This window comes from Bradyrhizobium ingae (assembly GCF_055791185.1).
Window position 1 is genome coordinate 370,911 of record NZ_JBVUBB010000005.1, and the last position, 16,863, is coordinate 387,773.

At 63.6% G+C, this 16,863-nt stretch carries 17 protein-coding genes; 11 read left to right on the plus strand and 6 right to left on the minus strand.

What is annotated here, in order from left to right; translation table 11 throughout:
• Window positions 1-277: 277 nt before the first annotated feature.
• Both ACV1FX_RS10815 and ACV1FX_RS10820 read right to left on the minus strand, forming a co-directional pair.
• The gene (locus ACV1FX_RS10815) at window positions 278-1,510 is read right to left on the minus strand and encodes an acetyl-CoA C-acetyltransferase (RefSeq protein WP_473117536.1); all 1,233 of its coding nucleotides are present in this window, start codon (window positions 1,508-1,510) and stop codon (window positions 278-280) included.
• Window positions 1,511-1,777: 267 nt separating this feature from the next.
• Window positions 1,778-3,241, minus strand: coding sequence for a GH1 family beta-glucosidase (locus tag ACV1FX_RS10820; protein WP_473117537.1), 1,464 nt, complete (start codon window positions 3,239-3,241; stop codon window positions 1,778-1,780).
• 256 nt (window positions 3,242-3,497) lie between these two features.
• Between ACV1FX_RS10820 and ACV1FX_RS10825 the strand changes: the two genes are divergently transcribed.
• The 3 genes from ACV1FX_RS10825 to ACV1FX_RS10835 all read left to right on the plus strand — a co-directional run bounded on the left by ACV1FX_RS10825 (window position 3,498) and on the right by ACV1FX_RS10835 (window position 4,746).
• Window positions 3,498-3,875: an NUDIX hydrolase gene (locus ACV1FX_RS10825; protein WP_473117538.1), complete on the plus strand. Its 378-nt coding sequence runs from the start codon at window positions 3,498-3,500 to the stop codon at window positions 3,873-3,875.
• A gap of 322 nt (window positions 3,876-4,197) precedes the next feature.
• A complete protein-coding gene (locus ACV1FX_RS10830) occupies window positions 4,198-4,491 on the plus strand; it encodes a hypothetical protein (protein WP_473117539.1) in 294 nt (97 codons plus the stop codon).
• A 24-nt stretch (window positions 4,492-4,515) separates the two neighbouring features.
• Window positions 4,516-4,746, plus strand: a complete 231-nt coding sequence (locus tag ACV1FX_RS10835; RefSeq protein ID WP_473117540.1) for a hypothetical protein — start codon at window positions 4,516-4,518, stop codon at window positions 4,744-4,746.
• 97 nt (window positions 4,747-4,843) lie between these two features.
• Here ACV1FX_RS10835 and ACV1FX_RS10840 read toward each other — a convergent pair whose 3' ends face one another.
• Both ACV1FX_RS10840 and ACV1FX_RS10845 read right to left on the minus strand, forming a co-directional pair.
• Window positions 4,844-7,276, minus strand: a complete 2,433-nt coding sequence (locus ACV1FX_RS10840) for a TonB-dependent receptor (RefSeq protein WP_473117541.1) — start codon at window positions 7,274-7,276, stop codon at window positions 4,844-4,846.
• A 149-nt stretch (window positions 7,277-7,425) separates the two neighbouring features.
• Complete coding sequence (locus ACV1FX_RS10845; protein WP_473117542.1) at window positions 7,426-8,790, minus strand: histidine kinase; 1,365 nt, start codon at window positions 8,788-8,790, stop codon at window positions 7,426-7,428.
• Window positions 8,791-8,991: 201 nt separating this feature from the next.
• Between ACV1FX_RS10845 and ACV1FX_RS10850 the strand changes: the two genes are divergently transcribed.
• Both ACV1FX_RS10850 and fghA read left to right on the plus strand, forming a co-directional pair.
• Window positions 8,992-9,612: a response regulator gene (locus tag ACV1FX_RS10850; protein WP_458146782.1), complete on the plus strand. Its 621-nt coding sequence runs from the start codon at window positions 8,992-8,994 to the stop codon at window positions 9,610-9,612.
• A 77-nt stretch (window positions 9,613-9,689) separates the two neighbouring features.
• Window positions 9,690-10,535 carry an S-formylglutathione hydrolase gene (gene fghA / locus ACV1FX_RS10855; protein ID WP_473117543.1) on the plus strand — a complete coding sequence of 282 codons (846 nt, stop codon included), beginning with the start codon at window positions 9,690-9,692 and terminating at the stop codon, window positions 10,533-10,535.
• Between the two features lie 195 nt (window positions 10,536-10,730).
• Here fghA and ACV1FX_RS10860 read toward each other — a convergent pair whose 3' ends face one another.
• On the minus strand, window positions 10,731-11,234 hold the full coding sequence (locus ACV1FX_RS10860; RefSeq protein WP_473117544.1) for a DUF3280 domain-containing protein: 504 nt from the start codon (window positions 11,232-11,234) through the stop codon (window positions 10,731-10,733).
• A gap of 129 nt (window positions 11,235-11,363) precedes the next feature.
• On the opposite strand from ACV1FX_RS10860, the gene ACV1FX_RS10865 reads away from it, so the two are divergent.
• The 6 genes from ACV1FX_RS10865 (at window position 11,364) to ACV1FX_RS10890 (ending at window position 16,243) form a co-directional block, all read left to right on the plus strand.
• A complete protein-coding gene (locus tag ACV1FX_RS10865; RefSeq protein ID WP_473117545.1) occupies window positions 11,364-12,560 on the plus strand; it encodes an ABC transporter substrate-binding protein in 1,197 nt (398 codons plus the stop codon).
• A gap of 11 nt (window positions 12,561-12,571) precedes the next feature.
• Entirely contained in the window at window positions 12,572-13,537 is a 966-nt protein-coding gene (locus tag ACV1FX_RS10870; RefSeq protein ID WP_473117546.1) for a YVTN family beta-propeller repeat protein, read from the plus strand.
• Window positions 13,534-14,343, plus strand: a complete 810-nt coding sequence (locus ACV1FX_RS10875; protein ID WP_473117547.1) for an ABC transporter ATP-binding protein — start codon at window positions 13,534-13,536, stop codon at window positions 14,341-14,343. Before ACV1FX_RS10870 ends, ACV1FX_RS10875 begins: the two co-directional genes overlap by 4 nt.
• Window positions 14,340-15,191, plus strand: coding sequence for an ABC transporter permease (locus tag ACV1FX_RS10880; protein ID WP_473117548.1), 852 nt, complete (start codon window positions 14,340-14,342; stop codon window positions 15,189-15,191). Before ACV1FX_RS10875 ends, ACV1FX_RS10880 begins: the two co-directional genes overlap by 4 nt.
• Entirely contained in the window at window positions 15,188-15,802 is a 615-nt protein-coding gene (locus ACV1FX_RS10885) for a hypothetical protein (protein ID WP_473117549.1), read from the plus strand. The genes ACV1FX_RS10880 and ACV1FX_RS10885 overlap by 4 nt, the downstream gene beginning before the upstream one ends.
• 138 nt (window positions 15,803-15,940) lie before the next feature.
• On the plus strand, window positions 15,941-16,243 hold the full coding sequence (locus ACV1FX_RS10890) for a copper-binding protein (RefSeq protein ID WP_449383445.1): 303 nt from the start codon (window positions 15,941-15,943) through the stop codon (window positions 16,241-16,243).
• Between the two features lie 20 nt (window positions 16,244-16,263).
• Here the strand turns inward: ACV1FX_RS10890 and ACV1FX_RS10895 are convergent, their stop codons facing one another.
• A complete protein-coding gene (locus tag ACV1FX_RS10895; protein WP_473117550.1) occupies window positions 16,264-16,827 on the minus strand; it encodes a PQQ-dependent catabolism-associated CXXCW motif protein in 564 nt (187 codons plus the stop codon).
• Window positions 16,828-16,863: the final 36 nt, after the last annotated feature.

Genomic DNA, 16,863 nt, shown 5'->3' on the forward strand with positions numbered 1-16,863 from the left:
GTCTCCTCTGATTCGTTGCCGGTTGCATATTAGACCAACCGTTGAAGGCCTATAGCCTTCTGCACGGTTTTGTCTCGAAATTACGGGCTTTTTTGTCCCGCTGTGACAAAAACCCTGCTTTTTTAGCCACTTCCAGAGCGGATGGCAGCCAAAACAGCGCTTTTTGCCTTATTTCAAAGGCCCGCGACGCCCTTGCTAAAGCTGATTCCATGCTCCCGACAAGCGATGACCGCACTCTTTGTGCAAGAAGAAGCGCGATTCAGCCTATAAAAGAAGGCTAAACCCGCTCGATGATCACCGCCGGCGCCATGCCGCCGGCCGCGCACATGGTGACGAGCCCGCGCTTCAGGTCGCGCCGCTCGAGCTCGTCGAGGATGGTGCCGATCAGGATCGAGCCGGTGGCACCGATCGGATGGCCGAGTGCGATCGAGCCGCCGTTGACGTTGACCTTGGCGCGGTCGAGCCCGAGGTCGCGGATGTACTTCTCCGCAACAACGGCAAAGGCCTCGTTGATCTCGAAGAGATCGATGTCGTCGATGTCGAGCCCGGCCTTGGCCAGCACCTTGCGGGTCGCCGGCACCGGCGCGTTGAGCATCAGGGTCGGTGAATCCCCCATGTTGGCCATCGCCACCACACGGGCGCGGGGCCTCAACCCATGTGCCTTGGCATAGGTCGGCGAAGCCAGCAGGATCGCGGCGGCGCCATCGACGACGCCGGAGGAATTGCCGGCGTGGTGCACGAAGTCGATTTTGAGGTCCGGATATTGTTGCAGGATCAGGCCGCGATAGGTCGTGCCCTTGTCGTCGAGCGCATAATCGGCGATCGCAGGGAATGCCGGCTTGAGGCTGCCAAGGCCCTCCATCGTGGTCTGCGGCCGCGGATACTCCTCGTGGTCGAGCGCAAGGCTGCCGTCCTCGCGGTAGACAGGCACCAGGCTGTTCTTGAAGTGCTCATTGGCCATCGCATGCGCCGCGCGCTTCTGGCTTTCCAGCCCGAGCGCATCGACGTCCCTGCGCGTGATGCCTTCCATGGTCGCGATCGCATCCGCACAGACGCCCTGATGCGACTGGGGGTGCCTTGCCCGCAGACGCAGATTGCCGGAGTCCATCATCATCGGACCGCCGCCGCGCCGTCCTTCCATCGACATCATCTCGCAACCGCCGGCGACGACGAGGTCTTCCGCGCCAGCCATGATCGAGGCTGCAGCCATGTTGACGCTGGTGATCCCGGAGCCGCAAAAGCGGTCGAGCGTGACCGCGCTGGCGCGCACGTCATAGCCGGCATCGAGCGCCGACATCCGCCCGAGGTCTCCGCTTTGCGTCGCGACCTGTGCGCTACAGCCCCAAATGATGTCGTCGACATCCGCGGTGTCGATGCCGGTGCGATCGGCGAGCGCGCGCAGCACGGTCGCGCCCAACTGTTGCGGATGGATGCCAGAGAGCGCCCCCTTGCCGGCCTTCCCTACGCCCCGCGGCGTCCTGCAGGCGTCGATGATCAGCGCGTCAACCATGGCGTTATCCTCTTTTTCTTGGCTGTTGAGCGCGTTTTGAATCAGGGGAAGAGCGGAGTCAATCGTCCGACCGGGCTGCCCTTTCGCAAAAGGCTGAAAACAACCCTAGCAAAGCAGAAGCGCGGTTGCCGGATGACACACGGCCATTCCGCGAAACCATTTGATACGTCGAGACAAATCGTCGGCAACAGGCAATGGTCGCGCAATCCGGAAAAGTGACACTTCACCTCTCCCCGTAAGAACGGGGAAGAGGGAGAAGTGTCCCCGCTACACCCCCGCTGCGTTCTTCGCGATGACGTTGCGGTAGAAGCTTGCGCTGAGTTTTGGCGTGCGGACCTGGGTGTCGAAGTTCACGTGATAGAGGCCGAAGCGCTTGTTGAGTCCAAACACCCACTCGAAATTGTCCATCAGGCTCCAAAGGAAATAGCCACGGACCGGGACGCCCTCGGCCGTCGCGCGCTCGAGCTGGGCGAGATAATTGCGCAGATACATGATGCGGTCGGTGTCGAAGATCTTGCCGTCGGGCGTGACCTGATCGTCGCCGGAGGCGCCGTTCTCGCTGATGTAGATCGCGCTCGTCTTCCAGATCTTCGCCGCCAACTTCGGCACCCAGTAGATCGTTTCAGGGCCGACGCGCAGCCAGTCCGAATTCATGTGGGGAAACGACTTTGGAATGGGCAGCAGCGAAAAGCCGGCGCCTTTGTCGGAGGCCACGACATAATGCTGCGGCGCGTAGATGTTGAGACCGAGGAAGTCGATCGGCGAGGAGATGATCTTCAGCTCCGCATCGGTGTATTTCGGCGCGTTGGCTCCTGCGAATTTCAGGAAAGCATCGGTGTACTTGCCCTCCATGATCACGTTGAGATAGCTCGCATTCAGCTCGCGCAGCGCGATCTCGGTGGCGCGGACATTCTCCGGCGTGTCGATCGCCGGAATGCAGGCATCGATATTCTCGGCCGGCCCGACCCGCGTGCCGCGGCGACCGGCGCCGCGGACCGCCTGCACCGCAAGCCCGTGCGCCAGTGCGGTGTTGTGCCTGATCTGGTTCACCTCGGCCTGCGACAGCGTCAGCCCCGGCGCGTCGATACCGATGCCGTAGCCGAAATAGACGAACCTGCCGCTCTCGTTGAGTGTGAACACGTTCTTGACGCGATCGGTCAGATGCCGCGCGACATAGGCCGCATAGTCGCCGAACAGCTTGCAGGTCTCGGCCGAGCGCCAGCCGCCGAAACGATCCTGCAGCGATTGCGGCAGGTCCCAATGATAGAGCGTGAGCCACGGCTCGATGCCGCTTGCCAGGAGCTCGTCGATCAGGCGGTTGTAGAAGTCGAGCCCCTTCGGGTTCGGCTTGCCGTCGCCGTCCGGAAACACCCGCGGCCAGGCGACCGAGAAACGATAGGCCTTGCAGCCGAGCTCCCTGATCAACGCGATGTCATCCTTGTAGCGATGGTAGTGCTCGTTGGCCCGGTCGCCATTGGTACCGTCCTCGATCTTGCCGGCCACGCGCGTGAACGTGTCCCAGATCGAGGCCCCTCGCCCGTCTTCCGTGACGGCCCCCTCGACCTGGTAGGACGAGGTGGCCGTGCCCCAGAGGAAGCCTGCCGGAAAGCCGCGCGCGCCGGACGCGGCCGGGCCCGGCTTGGCTGCAGCCTCAGGCACCGGAGACGTCATCGCAGCTGCGGACAGTCCCGCGATCTTCGCGAACTGGCGACGCGAGACCTCGTCCGACATTGGTGCAGCTCCATTTCCATTCGTTTCGGGCCGGCACAATGGCGGGTCATGGCCGATTTGAGAAGTGGGGTTCGGGGAGCGCTCGCAATGGGCTGCTGGCGTATCAATGGTGGCAGGCGCAAACTCGGTCACGCTCCGGCCAGCATGCTGCTGCCAGGACCGGGATAATACCGGCTCGCAAACGCTGCACCCGTAGTTGTAGGCCGAACCGACCGGTTTAGACTGATACAAAGTAGGAAAATCGATTCGCGGGAATATGGCAAAGTCCTCCAAACTCGTTGCGGCAAGGAAGGGGCGCGTGCTCCTGGTCAGACGTCGGCGCGACAAGCTCTGGATGTTTCCGGGCGGCCGCAGGCGCGCCGGCGAGAGTGACAGGAAGTGCTTGCGCCGCGAGATTAGCGAAGAATTGCCGAACCTGAAGCTCGGTCCCTTGAGGCTCTGGAGAGAGGTGAAGGGGAAAAACCGCCGATCCGGGCGGAAGATGAGCGATGCGATTTTCCTGGCGAAGAACGCGTCCGGCCAATTGAAGATCGGAGACAAGAAGGAGATCGACAAGGCGGTCTGGCGCAAACCCCGAGGGCTCAGACTCACGCCGACGTCGCGCTACATCCGCGACAGGTTGTTTCCGAAGTAAGCTCCCAGGCTCGCGATTACCGCCAGGTTATCTTCGCGCGTGTTCTTCGTCTGTAGCCGACCTATTCGAGATCTGTTCCGATCATTGAACCGGGCGATCCCGCACGCTTTGCAGTTTCTGGGGAACACATCCACGGTCATCGCGCAATTCGACCCTTGAAGGGTGATCAGCCCGAGTTTGACGCCGTTCGAACAGCCAATCGCTTGACCCCATCGCTATCACCGCGTGCTCCTTGCGGCGCAGCTACGGAACAACGTTACATCTGACAAATTCGGGGAACGAAATGGGGCGCCAGTCTTTCTCTGGCTTTCGGGAGGTGCCCATGACTTCTCAGGCCATAGAAGGCGCGTGTGCATTCGCGTGGCGGAACTACCTGCTGCTCCATAGCGGCGTCAGCGAGAACGATAACAGGCGTTCCGCTCTCTATCGCTACGTCGCCAATCTTCCTGATACGGGCGAAAAAGATTTCGATCTCTTGCAAATTGCGGCAGTCGCTTATTTGAAGAAATTGGACGAATTGCATGACGACCAATGCGCGCGACTCGCGGCAGATCAAGTTCTGGCGGAGTGTCTGGAATCACGCAGTGCAAAACCGACAGCCGGCTTTAGGCCGTAGCAACAATGCGAAGGAGCGAACAGCATGGCAGACAAAACCGTTGACGCCAACCGTTTCGATCGCGACCCGCAAGGGCGCGTCACCGCAGCGACAGCGATCGGCATGAATGCCTTGAAGCCGATCATGCGCTTTCAGGTCACGATGCTGAGGATGTGGGCCGATAATCTCGAAAGGTTCGCGGGCAAATACGGAAAGGGACTGGAAGAAACCACCACCGCCGTAGAGGAACAGTCAGACAAGGAACGCGCCGCGTAAACCAGCGCGAAAGGTCAAGTCCGCTTTGCAGTAGATTTGCGACACCGGGCTGCGCGAGAGTCGCTCGACACACGAACACGCGAGCCGTGAGCTCGATTCAGAACGTCGCCCTTAACCCCGCGTAGAACGCGCGCGGCCGGGCCGGGCTCAGCGAGCGCGGATCGGTGAAGTTGACGCCACCATTGGTGAAGTTGGGCACCGCGCCGGTATCGAAGAAGGTGCCGTAGGTCGCATAACGATTGTCGAAGACGTTGTCGATCTTGCCGTAGACCTGGATGGTCTTCGTCACCTGATAGGATGTGTGGAGATTGAATACGGCGTACGACGGCAGTTTGGCTTCCTGGTTGGATTCGTCGCCGACCAGATACTGGCTCGACACGAACAGCGCATCGCCGCCAACTTTCCAGGCATCGGTAACGGCATAGTCGATGCCGACCTTGACGCGATGGCGGGGCACCGCGGGGATTTGATTGCCCGGTACGACCTGGATGGTCTCGGTGACCGGATCGACAGCCGGGCTGTTGGACGAAAGCTGAAGCGCGTCGAGGAAACGCGCGTCGACAAAGGCGTAGCTGGCGTGGAACTGGAGCGCCGCGGATTTGAGGGTAACCTCGGCCTCAAGTCCCTGGCGGCGCGTGTCGCCGACGTTCTGGAAGAAGCCAAAGCCCTGCCGTCCGGCCACCGGCAGGCCCATGATGTCGTCATAATTGGTGGCGCGGAAGCCGCCGATCTTCCAGCCGAGCGTGCCGATGTTCAATTCCTTGCTGCCGCGCAGGCCCGCTTCGATGGTCTTGGAGACGACCTGCTTGAGCGGCGGATCGGAAACGAGGAAGGACGCGATCAGGCATGGGTTGTTCGGATCGGCGCAGCCGAGCTCGAGCGGCGTCGGGACGCGATTGGCTTCCGAATAGCCAGCATAGGCGGTGAGCTCCGGCGTGATCTTGTAGGTGCCACCGATGATCGGATTGAACCGGTCGTAGGTGTGATCGCCGTTGAGATCGGTACCGAGCTGGTCCTCCAGCGTGACACGCGCGTGGTTGAAGCGGCCGCCGCCAGTGATCGCGAAGGCATCCGTCACGTTGAAGGTGTCGAGCGCATAGAGGCCGGTGTACTGATTGACTGATCGCAGCGACACAGGGCCCATCTCGCCGGTGTCGGGCGTGCCGGATTTCCCTAAGAATATCCCGCTGCCGGTGACGGCGTAGTCCGTGCCGATGGTCCCGAGCTCGGCGGTGGCGTTGAAGCGCGTCACGCTGGCATCGAAGCTTGCGCCGACCACGAAGCGGTTCTCGTGATCGAACAGCCTGTCGGTGTTGGTCGCCTGGCCGGACACGCCAAACGTGGTTGATCGCGTGGTCGTCCGGTCGATCTCGCCGAGCAGCGCTCCGGGGGCGAAGGGATTTGCGAGCTGGGTGCCGTTCAGGCCGTTGGCCGGCGTCGTGTCGTCGCCAAAGCACAATAGGCCAGGAGCGGCGCATTCCTGCACGCTGGTGGGATTGCCGTCGACCACGCGCTGCTCGAACACGCGCGCATGCGCGGTGCCTTCGAAAGTCCAGGTCGGGGTAGCCTCGACCTTGCCGGTCAGGTTGACGTAGCCGACGCGATTGTTGGTGGTCTGCGGGTTGGTATAGATCGCGCCCCAATATTGCTGCAACAATTCTGCGGGAACGGTGGCGGATGCGCCAAAATTGTTGTTGGCGACCCCCATGTTGACATGGAATTCGCTATCCCCGCCCTTGTAGCCGACATCGCCGTAGAAGCGCCGCACGTCCGATTGCGAGAAGTTGCGGAAGCCATTGTCGTGCAGGCCTTCGAGCGCGGCGTAGACGGCGTAGTTGGTGTCGACCTGCTTGCCCCATTGAACCGAGCTCTGGATGCGTCCGAACGAGCCGCCCATGGTGTCGGTCTCGGCGCCCTGATAGGTGAAACCGTCCTTCATTTGCAGGTTGACCGCGCCGCCCAGCGCGTTGAGGCCGAATGCCGGATTGTTGGTCACGACGGTGACCGACCGGATCGCGGCGGTCGGGATCAGGTCCCAATTGACGCTGTCGGCAAAGGCCTCGTTGATGCGCACGCCATTCTGGTAGACGGCAAGCCCCTGCGGCGTGCCGACGATCGGCGAAGCGACGAAGCCGCGAAACTCGACATTCGGCTGGAATGGATTGCCGCTCACCTCGGAGATGTTCACGCCAGCCACATTGTCGCGGAGCGCGTCGGTGACGTTCAGAGAGCCGGTGCGCTTGATCTGATTGGCGTCGATGGCATTGATGCTCGAGGGAACCTTGTCGACGTCGAGACCTTTCGCATTGCCCGGCGCGGTCGGGTAGACGTAGATCCGGTTGCGGGGACGGCTCGCCACGCGCGTTGCGGGGCGCGACGGTGCGCGGCGGACGCTCGGCTCAGGTGCAACGACCTCGACCGGCGGCAGGTTCTGGACATTGGTGTCCTCGTCCTGCGCCGCGATCCCGGCATCAGTCCACAGCACCAGCCCCGTCGAGATCGAGGCGATCAACAGCCTTCGCCCGCCCATTCCCTGCCGTCCCATTCCAATCGTCGGCTGTTCTGAACGTCGCCGATCATTCAGGAAGTGTAATCGACGGCGAGAAGCGCGCCAGCTACAAAAGGTCGGGCGGTATCGGCTCCATACTTCCCGACGAAATCGGGAATTATTCCCGACCCTCAACTGGCCGCCGTCGGGATCAGCGCCTCCACCGTCACGCCAGCCTCGCTGGATGCAACGTTGAGGGTGCCGCCGAGCGCGAGAATCCGCTCGCGCATGCCGACGAGACCAAATCCGAGCTTCTGCCCCTCCTCCATGCCGCGGCCGTTGTCGCAGACCCGCACGCGTGCGCAGACGCGCCCCTCGCGCGCGCCGCCCGGCTGCTCGGCCGGCTCGATCGTGACGTTTACCGAGGTCGCGCGAGCGTGACGGAACACGTTGGTCAGCGCTTCCTGCACGATCCGGTAGATGGTGAGATCGGCAGTCTCGCCGGTCGCCCCCAGCGCCGGCGAAATCATGGTTTCGATCCGAACGTCGGGATGCGACTCCCGCCACAGCCGCGACAGCGCTTCAAGCGCCTGCCGCAGGCCGAGTTCGGCAAGACCGACTGGCCGCAGGCGCTCGAGGACGCGGCGGTTGAACTGCTGAAGCGCATTGACCTGCTCCAGGATCGCGCCGCCGTGCTTGCGCACGGCCTCGGCACTCAGCTCGCGCGCCTCCGAGAGCTTCGCCAGCGCGCTCGCATGCGCGCGCAACGAGAACAGATAGGGCCCGAACTCGTCGTGCAGTTCGCGTGCGATTTCCTTGCGTTCCCTGTCCTGGAGCGACACCGCGCGCTCGGCAAGGCGTCGCTTCTCCTCGACCGCCTGCCCGAGCGTCGCCGCGAGGTGGTTGAGCCTGGTGCAAATCGCCGCGAGCTCCGGCGCGCCACCGGGTGCGACGCGTGCATCGTAGCTCCCCGCTTCGAGCGCGATCATCGCCTGCGAGAGGGATTCGAGCGGCTTCAGCGCGCGGCCGACCACCGTCATGGTCACCAGGAACAGCACGAGCGCGATGGCCGAGCCGATCTCGAGCTGCGTCAAGATGCCGTCCCAGATCTCCGCAATCTCGTCATTGGGATGCGAGGTGATCACCAGCGACCCCGGCTTGCCGTGGATCGAGACGGGGACGCTGACCGCGGTCTGCTCGGGATGAATCAGGCTGACGAACCAGGCCGGCGGGGCGCGCGCGTCATCATCTTCGCCCGAACGTGGCGGCGTCAGCGCGTTACCCACGGCATCCCGCAGGGCGATGCTGATATGACGCTGCCGGTTGAGGTCGTGCGCGATCTGGTTCAGCTTGGCATCTGGATCCGGCGCCTCGTTGAGTTCCGCCACGATCATCTCGATGAACTCGCGCGCCAGCCGGATCACGCTCTGGTCCTCGGCCTGGACGCGCGGCCCCGCCTCGGCGACCTGCCGCCCGATGTTGACGGCAAGTCCCAGCGCCAGCACGAGCGCCAGCAAGAGATTGATGCGCCCGCGCAAGGATAAATTCTGCCACATTGCTTTCGCCCACCACCCGCGAAGGTTCGCTCATCGGGAACGTTGACATGACCAAAGCGCCCGATATCTAATCTGAACCGTACAGCAATCTCGGCCGGGTTGCATGGTCCGACGCGGGACGTTCGTTGCGAGCGTTACCGCCCTGCGCGGTCTCATGCGACGCAAAACGGAAGGCGCGAATGGCTGTCGCGGGGAACGCCTATGCGCATTCTGATCGTTGACGATCATCCCATCGTCGCCTCCGGCTGCCGTGCCGTGCTGGCCGACGAAGGCGAGATCGATATCCTGGAAGCCGCCGACGCCGAAGGCGGCGAGTGCGTGTTCATCGTCGAGCGCCCCGACATCTGCGTGATCGACATCAACCTGCCCACGGTTTCCGGCTTCGAGCTCGCGCGCCGCATCCTGGACCGCGCACCCGATGCCCGCATCATCATGTTCAGCATGAACGACGATCCGGCCTTCGCCGCGCGCGCCATCGAGTGCGGCGCGAAGGGCTACGTCTCCAAGACCGGCGACCCCAACGACCTCGTCGAGGCGATCCGCGCGGTCGGCAAGGGCGAGACCTATTTGCCGAGCGCGATCGCCCGCAGCATCGCGTTTGCCGGGCCTCAGCTCGCGCAAAATCCGCTGTCCAAATTGAATGCGCGCGAGATGGAAATCCTGCGGCTGCTCAGCGCCGGAAAGAGCCTTTCGGAGATCGCCTGGCTGGTGCAATCCTCCTACAAGACGGTCGCCAACACATCGTCCATCATGCGCCAGAAGCTCGGAGTGAAGACCTCGGTCGAGCTCGTGCGCCTGGCGATCGACAGCGGCGTCGCCTGACGGGGCACGCTTTCCGCAAAAATCGGTCAAATACGCGTTGCAATCTTGAGGTGGCGAGACGCCACGGAGTTTCCGGCATGACGATCCAGACTGTTTCGACCAACAAATCCTACGGCGGCGTGCAGGGCGTCTATCGCCATGCAAGCGCTGCGACCAAGACCGACATGACCTTCTCGGTCTATGTGCCGCCGCATCAGGACGGCGCAAAGCTGCCGGTGGTCTGGTATCTCTCCGGCCTCACCTGCACGCATGCCAACGTCACCGAGAAAGGCGAGTTCCGCCGCGCCTGCGCCGAGCTTGGATTGATCTTCGTCGCGCCCGACACCAGCCCGCGCGGCGCCGACGTGCCCGGCGATCCCAACAACGCCTATGATTTCGGTCTCGGCGCCGGTTTCTATGTCGATGCGACCCAGGAGCCGTTCGCGCGCAACTATCATATGTGGAGCTACGTCACCGACGAATTGCCGCGGCTCGTCGCGGAGAAATTTCCGGTCGATGCCAAGCGCCAATCGGTGATGGGCCACTCCATGGGCGGCCACGGTGCGCTGACGGTCGCACTGCGCAATCCGCACCGTTATCGCGCCGCCAGCGCCTTTGCGCCGATCGTCGCCCCCTCCCAAGTGCCCTGGGGCACCAAGGCGCTCACCGGCTATCTCGGCCCCGACAAGGACAGCTGGCGCGCGCACGACACGGTGGCGCTGATCCAGGACGGCGCGAAATATTCGGGCTTTCTGGTCGACTACGGCGATGCCGATAATTTCCTGACCGAGCAGCTTCGGCCGGAGCTGCTACAAGCGGCCTGCACGAAAGCGAACATCCCGCTGACGCTGCGGCGGCAACCCGGCTACGATCACAGCTACTATTTCATCTCGACCTTCATGAGCGACCATCTGCACTGGCACGCGGCGAGATTGACGGCGTGAGGTAGGCACTGCTTACCCTTCTCCCCTTGCGGGAGAAGGTGGCGCGAAGCGCCGGATGAGGGGTTGCATCAGCGAATGCGACTGAGAAAGTGACTCGCGGATAGAACCCCTCACCCGGCTCGCCACTACGGCGAGCCCCCCTCTCCCGCAAGGGGAGAGGTTGAGCCGCGCAAGCGGGAAGAGGCGAAGAAAGCGCTACTCCGGCTTGCCGTAATTCGGTGCGAGGAGGCGGTTGCGGATCAGGTAGCTCATGGCGCGGGACCAGGATTCGTCGGTGTTGCCGCGCATGTCGGCGCTGGCCACCGTCACGAGATTTCCGGTGTGCACGTCGCGAAGATAGATGTTCAGGTTGAGGATCAGGTTCGAGACCTTCTGCACCACGCCGGTGATTTCGAGATCGGCGCCGAGTTGCCCCGCCAGCTTGATGTCGCAGCCGCCGCAGGCCTGGAGATTGCTGTGCCGGGCCGCGTCGGTCACCGGCGCGATATCCACGACCTGGAACTTGCCGGACTGTGCCAATTCCTTGCGCAGCTGATCGCCGATGCGCAGCATGCGCTCGTTCTCCGGCTTTGCTCCGTAGAATTCGCCGGGCAGGCTGGTATCGATCAACTCGAAATCGAACACCGCAAGCTTCGGCGGATCGGCGAACGCGGCGGTACCAGTCAACACAAATAAGGCTGCCGCCAATAGCGCTCGCATGATCGTGACCTGCTCCTTCTCATCGCGACGACGAAATGCGGGGTTGCAAGCTAAGCCAAATCGGTCATGTTTCAAGGCAGGAAATGCCTCCGCCGATACCTAAGCCGGGGAGGACGACAAGGAGGAAACATGATCCGATGGTTGGTCGGCCTGATCGGCGCCGGTCTCGTTGGCGCAGGTCTTGCGGCGACGCAGGCGCTCGCGGCCGAGCCTATCGAGATCGGGATCGGCTATCTCGGCGTCGCCGGCACCAGATCGACCCTGTCGCTGGTCGAGCAGCCGGCCGAGAATGACGGCATCGCCGGCGCGCGGCTTGCGATCGAGGACAACAATACCACCGGCAAATTCCTCAACCAGCGCTTCAAGCTCGAGGAGCACCGCCTCAGGGAAGGCGAGGATCCGGTCCAGGCAGCGACCGCGCTCGCCGAGCACAATGGTTTCATCATCGCAGACCTTCCGGCGGACGCGCTGCTGAAAGTCGCCGACGGCTTGCGCGATCGCGGCACAGTGCTGTTCAACGCCGGCGCGATCGACGAGCGGCTGCGCGAGGCCGATTGCCGCGCCAATGTCATCCACGTGGCGCCGACACGGTCGATGCTGGCGGATGCGCTCGGGCAATATCTGGTGTGGAAGCGGTGGTCACGCTGGCTGCTCGTGGTCGGCTCGCATGACGAGGACAAGCTCTATGCCGATGCGCTGCGACGTGCCGCGACGCGGTTCGGCGCCAAGATCGTGCAGGAGCGCACATTCGAAGACACCGGCGGGGCGCGCCGCACCGATAGTGGCGTGACGCTGATCCAGCGCCAGATGCCGGTGTTCACGCAGCAGGCACCTGCCTACGACGTGCTGGTCGCCGCCGACGAGAGCGAGGTGTTCGGCGCCTACCTGCCCTACCGCACCTGGGATCCGCGCCCCGTGGCGGGCTCTGCCGGCCTCGTGCCGCGGAGCTGGGACGCTGCGCAGGACCAGTGGGGCGCCATCCAGATGCAGAACCGATTCATGAAGCTGAATTCGCGCCGCATGACGGCATTGGACATGCAGGCCTGGACGGCGGCGCGCATGATCGGCGAGGCCACCTCGCGCACCAATTCCGGCGACGTCAAGAAGGTCACCGACTTCATCAAGGGGCCGGATTTTTCCGTGGCCGCCTTCAAGGGCACGCGGCTGACGCTGCGCGACTGGAATTTGCAGCTCCGCCAGCCGATCCTCCTGGTCGACGGCCGCATGGTGGTCTCGGTGTCGCCGCAGGAGGGTTTTTTGCACCAGGTCTCCGAGCTCGATACGCTCGGCTATGATCGCCCGGAGAGCAAATGCAAGTTGAAGTGAGGACGACGACAATGCGCATGTGGCGTATCTGCCTGCTCTCCGGACTGGTGCTCGCGGCAGCGCCCGCCCATGCGTTCATCGCCTATATCTCCAACGAGAAGAGCAACACCGTCAGCGTGATCGACACCGAGAGCTGGACGGTGACCAAGACCATCAAGGTCGGCCAGCGCCCGCGCGGCATCGAGTTCACGCGCGACGGGAAATTCGTCATGGTCGCGGTCGGCGACGACGACACCATCCAGATGATCGATGTCAAGACGCAAGGCATCGTCGACACCCTGCCCTCGGGCCCCGACCCCGAGCTGTTCACCCAGGATACGAGCGGCAAGGTGCTCTACGTCGCGAACGAGAACGACAATACGGTCACCGTGATCGATCTGGAGAAGCGCGCGCGGATCGGCGACATCCAGGTCGGCGTAGAGCCGGAAGGCATGACGATCAGCCCGGACGGCAAGACGTTGATAAACACGTCCGAAACGACCAACATGGCACATTTCATCGATACGGATACGCGCCAGATCGTCGGCAACGTGCTGGTCGATGCGCGGCCGCGCTTCGCCGAATTCAAGCACGACAGCTCGGAGCTCTGGGTCTCCTCGGAGATCGGCGGCACGGTCTCGATCATCGATCCCAAAAAACGCGAGGTGATCGGCAAGGTCACGTTCGAAATTCCCGGCCTGCGGCGCGAGGCGATCCAGCCGGTCGGCATCGGCATGACCAAGGACGACAAGACCGCCTTCGTTGCGCTGGGACCGGCGAACCGCGTCGCCGTTGTCGACACCGCCACACGCAAGGTGACGAAATATCTGCTGGTCGGGCAGCGGGTCTGGCACATGGCCTTCACGCCCGACGAAAAATATCTCCTCACCACCAACGGCGTCTCCAACGACGTTTCGGTCATCGACGTGGCAGCGCAGAAAGTGATCAAGACGATCCAGGTTGGCGAACTGCCCTGGGGCGTTACGATCGCGCCATGACGACACCTGCACCCATCGCCGCCCCGACCGAACGCGCGCCCCGGCTGGACGCGGCCGCGGTGCCGGCGCTGTCGATCGAGCGCATCAGCCACGCTTATGGCCAGCGCCGCGCGCTGATCGACGTCTCCTTCACGGTTGCGCCTGCGAGCTTCACGGCGCTGCTCGGCCTCAACGGCGCGGGCAAGAGCACCCTGTTCTCGCTTGTTACGCGGCTGTTCGGCATTCAGACCGGCCGGGTCGGCATTTTCGGCCATGACATCAGCCGAAATCCGGGCGAGGCGCTGCGGCTGCTCGGGGTCGTGTTCCAGCCGCGCACGCTCGATCTCGACCTGTCACTGACGCAGAATCTGCTCTACCACGCGGCGCTCCATGGCATCAGCCGGCGCGAGGCCGGCGCGCGTAGCGCCGAGCTGCTCGGCCGCATCGGGCTTGCCGACCGTGCCGGCAACAAGGTGCGCGATCTCTCGGGCGGGCAGATGCGGCGGCTCGAGATCGCGCGCGCGCTGCTGCACCGGCCGCGCCTGTTGCTGCTGGACGAGCCGACCGTCGGCCTCGACGTCAAGGCCCGCGCCGACATCATCAGCCATGTCCGCCAGCTCGTGACCGAACAAGGCATCGGCGTGCTCTGGGCCACGCATCTGTTCGACGAGATCACGGCCAGCGACGACCTCGTCGTGCTGCACCAGGGCAAGGTGCTGGCGAAGGGACCGGTCGGCCGCGTGATCGCCGAGGCCGGCGCGCAGGACGTCAATTCCGCCTTCATGCGCCTCACCGGGGCGCAGACGATGCCTGGAGGTGGCGCATGAGCAGCATCACCACGCGCGACGCCGCGCCGCGCGGCTTCCCGCTCTCGGCCTACATGACCTGCCTCACCGGCATCGTCTGGCGCGAAGGCCTGCGCTTCCTGCACCAGCGCGAGCGCTTCATCTCCGCGCTGGTGCGTCCGCTGGTCTGGCTGTTCATCTTCGCCGCCGGCTTTCGCCAGGTGCTCGGCATCTCGATCATCCCGCCCTACGAGACCTACATCCTCTACGAGGTCTACATCGCGCCCGGGCTGATGGCGATGATCCAGCTCTTCAACGGCATGCAGTCCTCGCTCTCGATGGTCTATGACCGCGAGATGGGAAATATGCGCACGCTGCTGGTGAGCCCGCTGCCGCGCTGGTTCCTGCTGTTCTGCAAGCTGCTCGCCGGCACTGCCGTGTCGCTCCTGCAGGTTTACGCGTTCCTGGTGATCGCCTGGGCCTGGGACATCACGCCGCCGCCGCTCGGCTATCTCACGGTGCTGCCGGCGCTGGTGCTGTCGGGCCTGATGCTGGGATCGCTGGGGATGCTGATCTCCTCCGGCATCAAGCAGCTCGAAAATTTCGCCGGCGTGATGAACTTCGTGATCTTCCCGATGTTCTTTGCCTCATCGGCCCTCTATCCGCTGTGGCGGGTGCAGGAAGGCAGCCCGTATCTCTACTATGTCTGCCAGGCCAACCCGTTCACCCATGCGGTCGAGCTGATCCGGTTCGCGCTCTATGGGCAGATCAACTGGATCTCGCTGGCGGTGGTGGCGAGTTGCACAATCGTCTTCATGATCGGCGCGATCTATGCCTATGATCCGTCGCGAGGGCTGGCGCGACGCGGGCCCGCGGGAGGCGAAGGATGAGATTGCGGATCTGGACCATAGCCGCCCTGGCGCTCGCGGCATCGACCGCAGCCTCGCGTGCGGCCGATCCGCGCTATCCCGACTGGCCCTGCACGCAGGCAAAAGTCCCGGAAGTCTCGCTCGCCGCGGTCTGGGCCGGCCCGCCGCTCGACGACGTCCAGGACAAGTGGAAAGACAATGCCAAGGTGAGCACGCTGGTCTCGAAGCTGGCGGCGCGCAAGACGCCGCTGGACGAGGCCGAAAAATCCGTGAAGGAGTTTCTGGCAAGCTCCGCCGCCGACAAGACCACGAATGCGAAGCTCCTGTTCGCCGGCTTGTTCGACACGCTCAACGCCCAGCGCTCCTCGGTGATGAACGGGCTCGAGCGAGTCAGCCGCAAGCAGCGCGAGGCCGCCGACAAGGTCCGCGACGATACCATCGAGCTCCAGAGGCTGCAGGGCGTCACCCCACGCGACGACGCCAAGGTCGACGCGCTGTCCAATCAGCTGATCTGGGAGACCCGCATCTTCGAGGACCGCCGCAAGGTGGTGCGCTTCGTCTGCGAGGTGCCGACGGCGATCGACCAGCGCCTGTTCGCGCTCGGACGCGTGATCCAGCAGGAAATGGAATAGCGTCAGCCTCGCTGACACCTGTGCGAGAAAGGTTCCCGCTATCCGGTGGGAACCGCTGATCTTTGCCACACTGTCGGCCGGAACCAAATCTATTTAAGATGTCTTGTCGAAGTGAATCCTAGACGTCAGGAGGCCTCGATGGGAACAGCAAAACTCCTTCTCGCCAGCGCTGCGGCCATCGGCATGCTTGCGTCAGCGGCTGTCGCCGAAGACAACATGAACGGAATGATCACCAAGATCGATCGGCTCAACAGCACCATTTCGATCCAGGAGGTGCAGGGTGGCACGGTCGGCGCCAATGGCGGCGCGACGGGGCCGGTGCAGGAGTTCAAGGCCAAGGATGCAGGCATGCTCGAGAGCGTGCATGCCGGCGATCGCGTAAGCTTCTCCACCGATGCCAACGGCTCCAAAACCATCACCAAGCTGCAAAAGGCGAAGTAGCCGCGCCTCGCGCGCACCGGCTATTTGCTTTCATCCGGCCGCGGCTCCGGCTGGACCTCTGATGTCATGAGCCTGCCACGTTCCCAGCCGTCGGTGCCCTCGGGATACCAGGCAATGTTGGCGTAGCCATAGCTGAGCGCGCGCTTGGCCGCGTTCCACGACATCCAGCAATCGGCGAGGCAGTAGATCACAAGCAGCGCCGACTTGCTGCCGTGCGAGGCGCGTTCAAGGCCGCGGCGAAAATAGTCCTCCATCGCCGGCGGCAGCGCGCCATAGCCGGTGTCCGGCAGCCAGATGCTCCCGGGGATGTCGAAGCGCGGCGTATCGCGCCAGACCGTGCCCGCGGGAAGATTCCGGGGCTTCGGCGGGCGCGGCATCACGTCGATGAAGGCGCCGCTCTTCTCGCGCCAGATCGCCTCCGCCTCTGCCGTCGTCAGCACGCGCGCGCCAGTGAGCGTCGCCGGCACCGGCGCGCGGTAATTGTCGGAGCGATAGCCCTCGGGCTCGAACGGCTCCTGCTGCTGCGCGAATGTCGGCGCCAGAAGCGCTGCGACAACGAGCGCAGCGGCAAGATGCCGCCTCATGGCAACGTGCTCATGTCGATTTGGTCACGGCGATTT

Excerpts from the sequence above, each read along its gene's own strand:
- ACV1FX_RS10815 (WP_473117536.1), bottom strand. The coding sequence starts at position 1,510 with ATGGTTGACGCGCTGATCATCGACGCCTGCAGGACGCCGCGGGGCGTA.
- ACV1FX_RS10820 (WP_473117537.1), bottom strand. The coding sequence starts at position 3,241 with ATGTCGGACGAGGTCTCGCGTCGCCAGTTCGCGAAGATCGCGGGACTG.
- ACV1FX_RS10825 (WP_473117538.1), top strand. The coding sequence starts at position 3,498 with ATGGCAAAGTCCTCCAAACTCGTTGCGGCAAGGAAGGGGCGCGTGCTC.
- ACV1FX_RS10830 (WP_473117539.1), top strand. The coding sequence starts at position 4,198 with ATGACTTCTCAGGCCATAGAAGGCGCGTGTGCATTCGCGTGGCGGAAC.
- ACV1FX_RS10835 (WP_473117540.1), top strand. The coding sequence starts at position 4,516 with ATGGCAGACAAAACCGTTGACGCCAACCGTTTCGATCGCGACCCGCAA.
- ACV1FX_RS10840 (WP_473117541.1), bottom strand. The coding sequence starts at position 7,276 with ATGGGCGGGCGAAGGCTGTTGATCGCCTCGATCTCGACGGGGCTGGTG.
- ACV1FX_RS10845 (WP_473117542.1), bottom strand. The coding sequence starts at position 8,790 with ATGTGGCAGAATTTATCCTTGCGCGGGCGCATCAATCTCTTGCTGGCG.
- ACV1FX_RS10850 (WP_458146782.1), top strand. The coding sequence starts at position 8,992 with ATGCGCATTCTGATCGTTGACGATCATCCCATCGTCGCCTCCGGCTGC.
- fghA (WP_473117543.1), top strand. The coding sequence starts at position 9,690 with ATGACGATCCAGACTGTTTCGACCAACAAATCCTACGGCGGCGTGCAG.
- ACV1FX_RS10860 (WP_473117544.1), bottom strand. The coding sequence starts at position 11,234 with ATGCGAGCGCTATTGGCGGCAGCCTTATTTGTGTTGACTGGTACCGCC.
- ACV1FX_RS10865 (WP_473117545.1), top strand. The coding sequence starts at position 11,364 with ATGATCCGATGGTTGGTCGGCCTGATCGGCGCCGGTCTCGTTGGCGCA.
- ACV1FX_RS10870 (WP_473117546.1), top strand. The coding sequence starts at position 12,572 with ATGCGCATGTGGCGTATCTGCCTGCTCTCCGGACTGGTGCTCGCGGCA.
- ACV1FX_RS10875 (WP_473117547.1), top strand. The coding sequence starts at position 13,534 with ATGACGACACCTGCACCCATCGCCGCCCCGACCGAACGCGCGCCCCGG.
- ACV1FX_RS10880 (WP_473117548.1), top strand. The coding sequence starts at position 14,340 with ATGAGCAGCATCACCACGCGCGACGCCGCGCCGCGCGGCTTCCCGCTC.
- ACV1FX_RS10885 (WP_473117549.1), top strand. The coding sequence starts at position 15,188 with ATGAGATTGCGGATCTGGACCATAGCCGCCCTGGCGCTCGCGGCATCG.
- ACV1FX_RS10890 (WP_449383445.1), top strand. The coding sequence starts at position 15,941 with ATGGGAACAGCAAAACTCCTTCTCGCCAGCGCTGCGGCCATCGGCATG.
- ACV1FX_RS10895 (WP_473117550.1), bottom strand. The coding sequence starts at position 16,827 with ATGAGGCGGCATCTTGCCGCTGCGCTCGTTGTCGCAGCGCTTCTGGCG.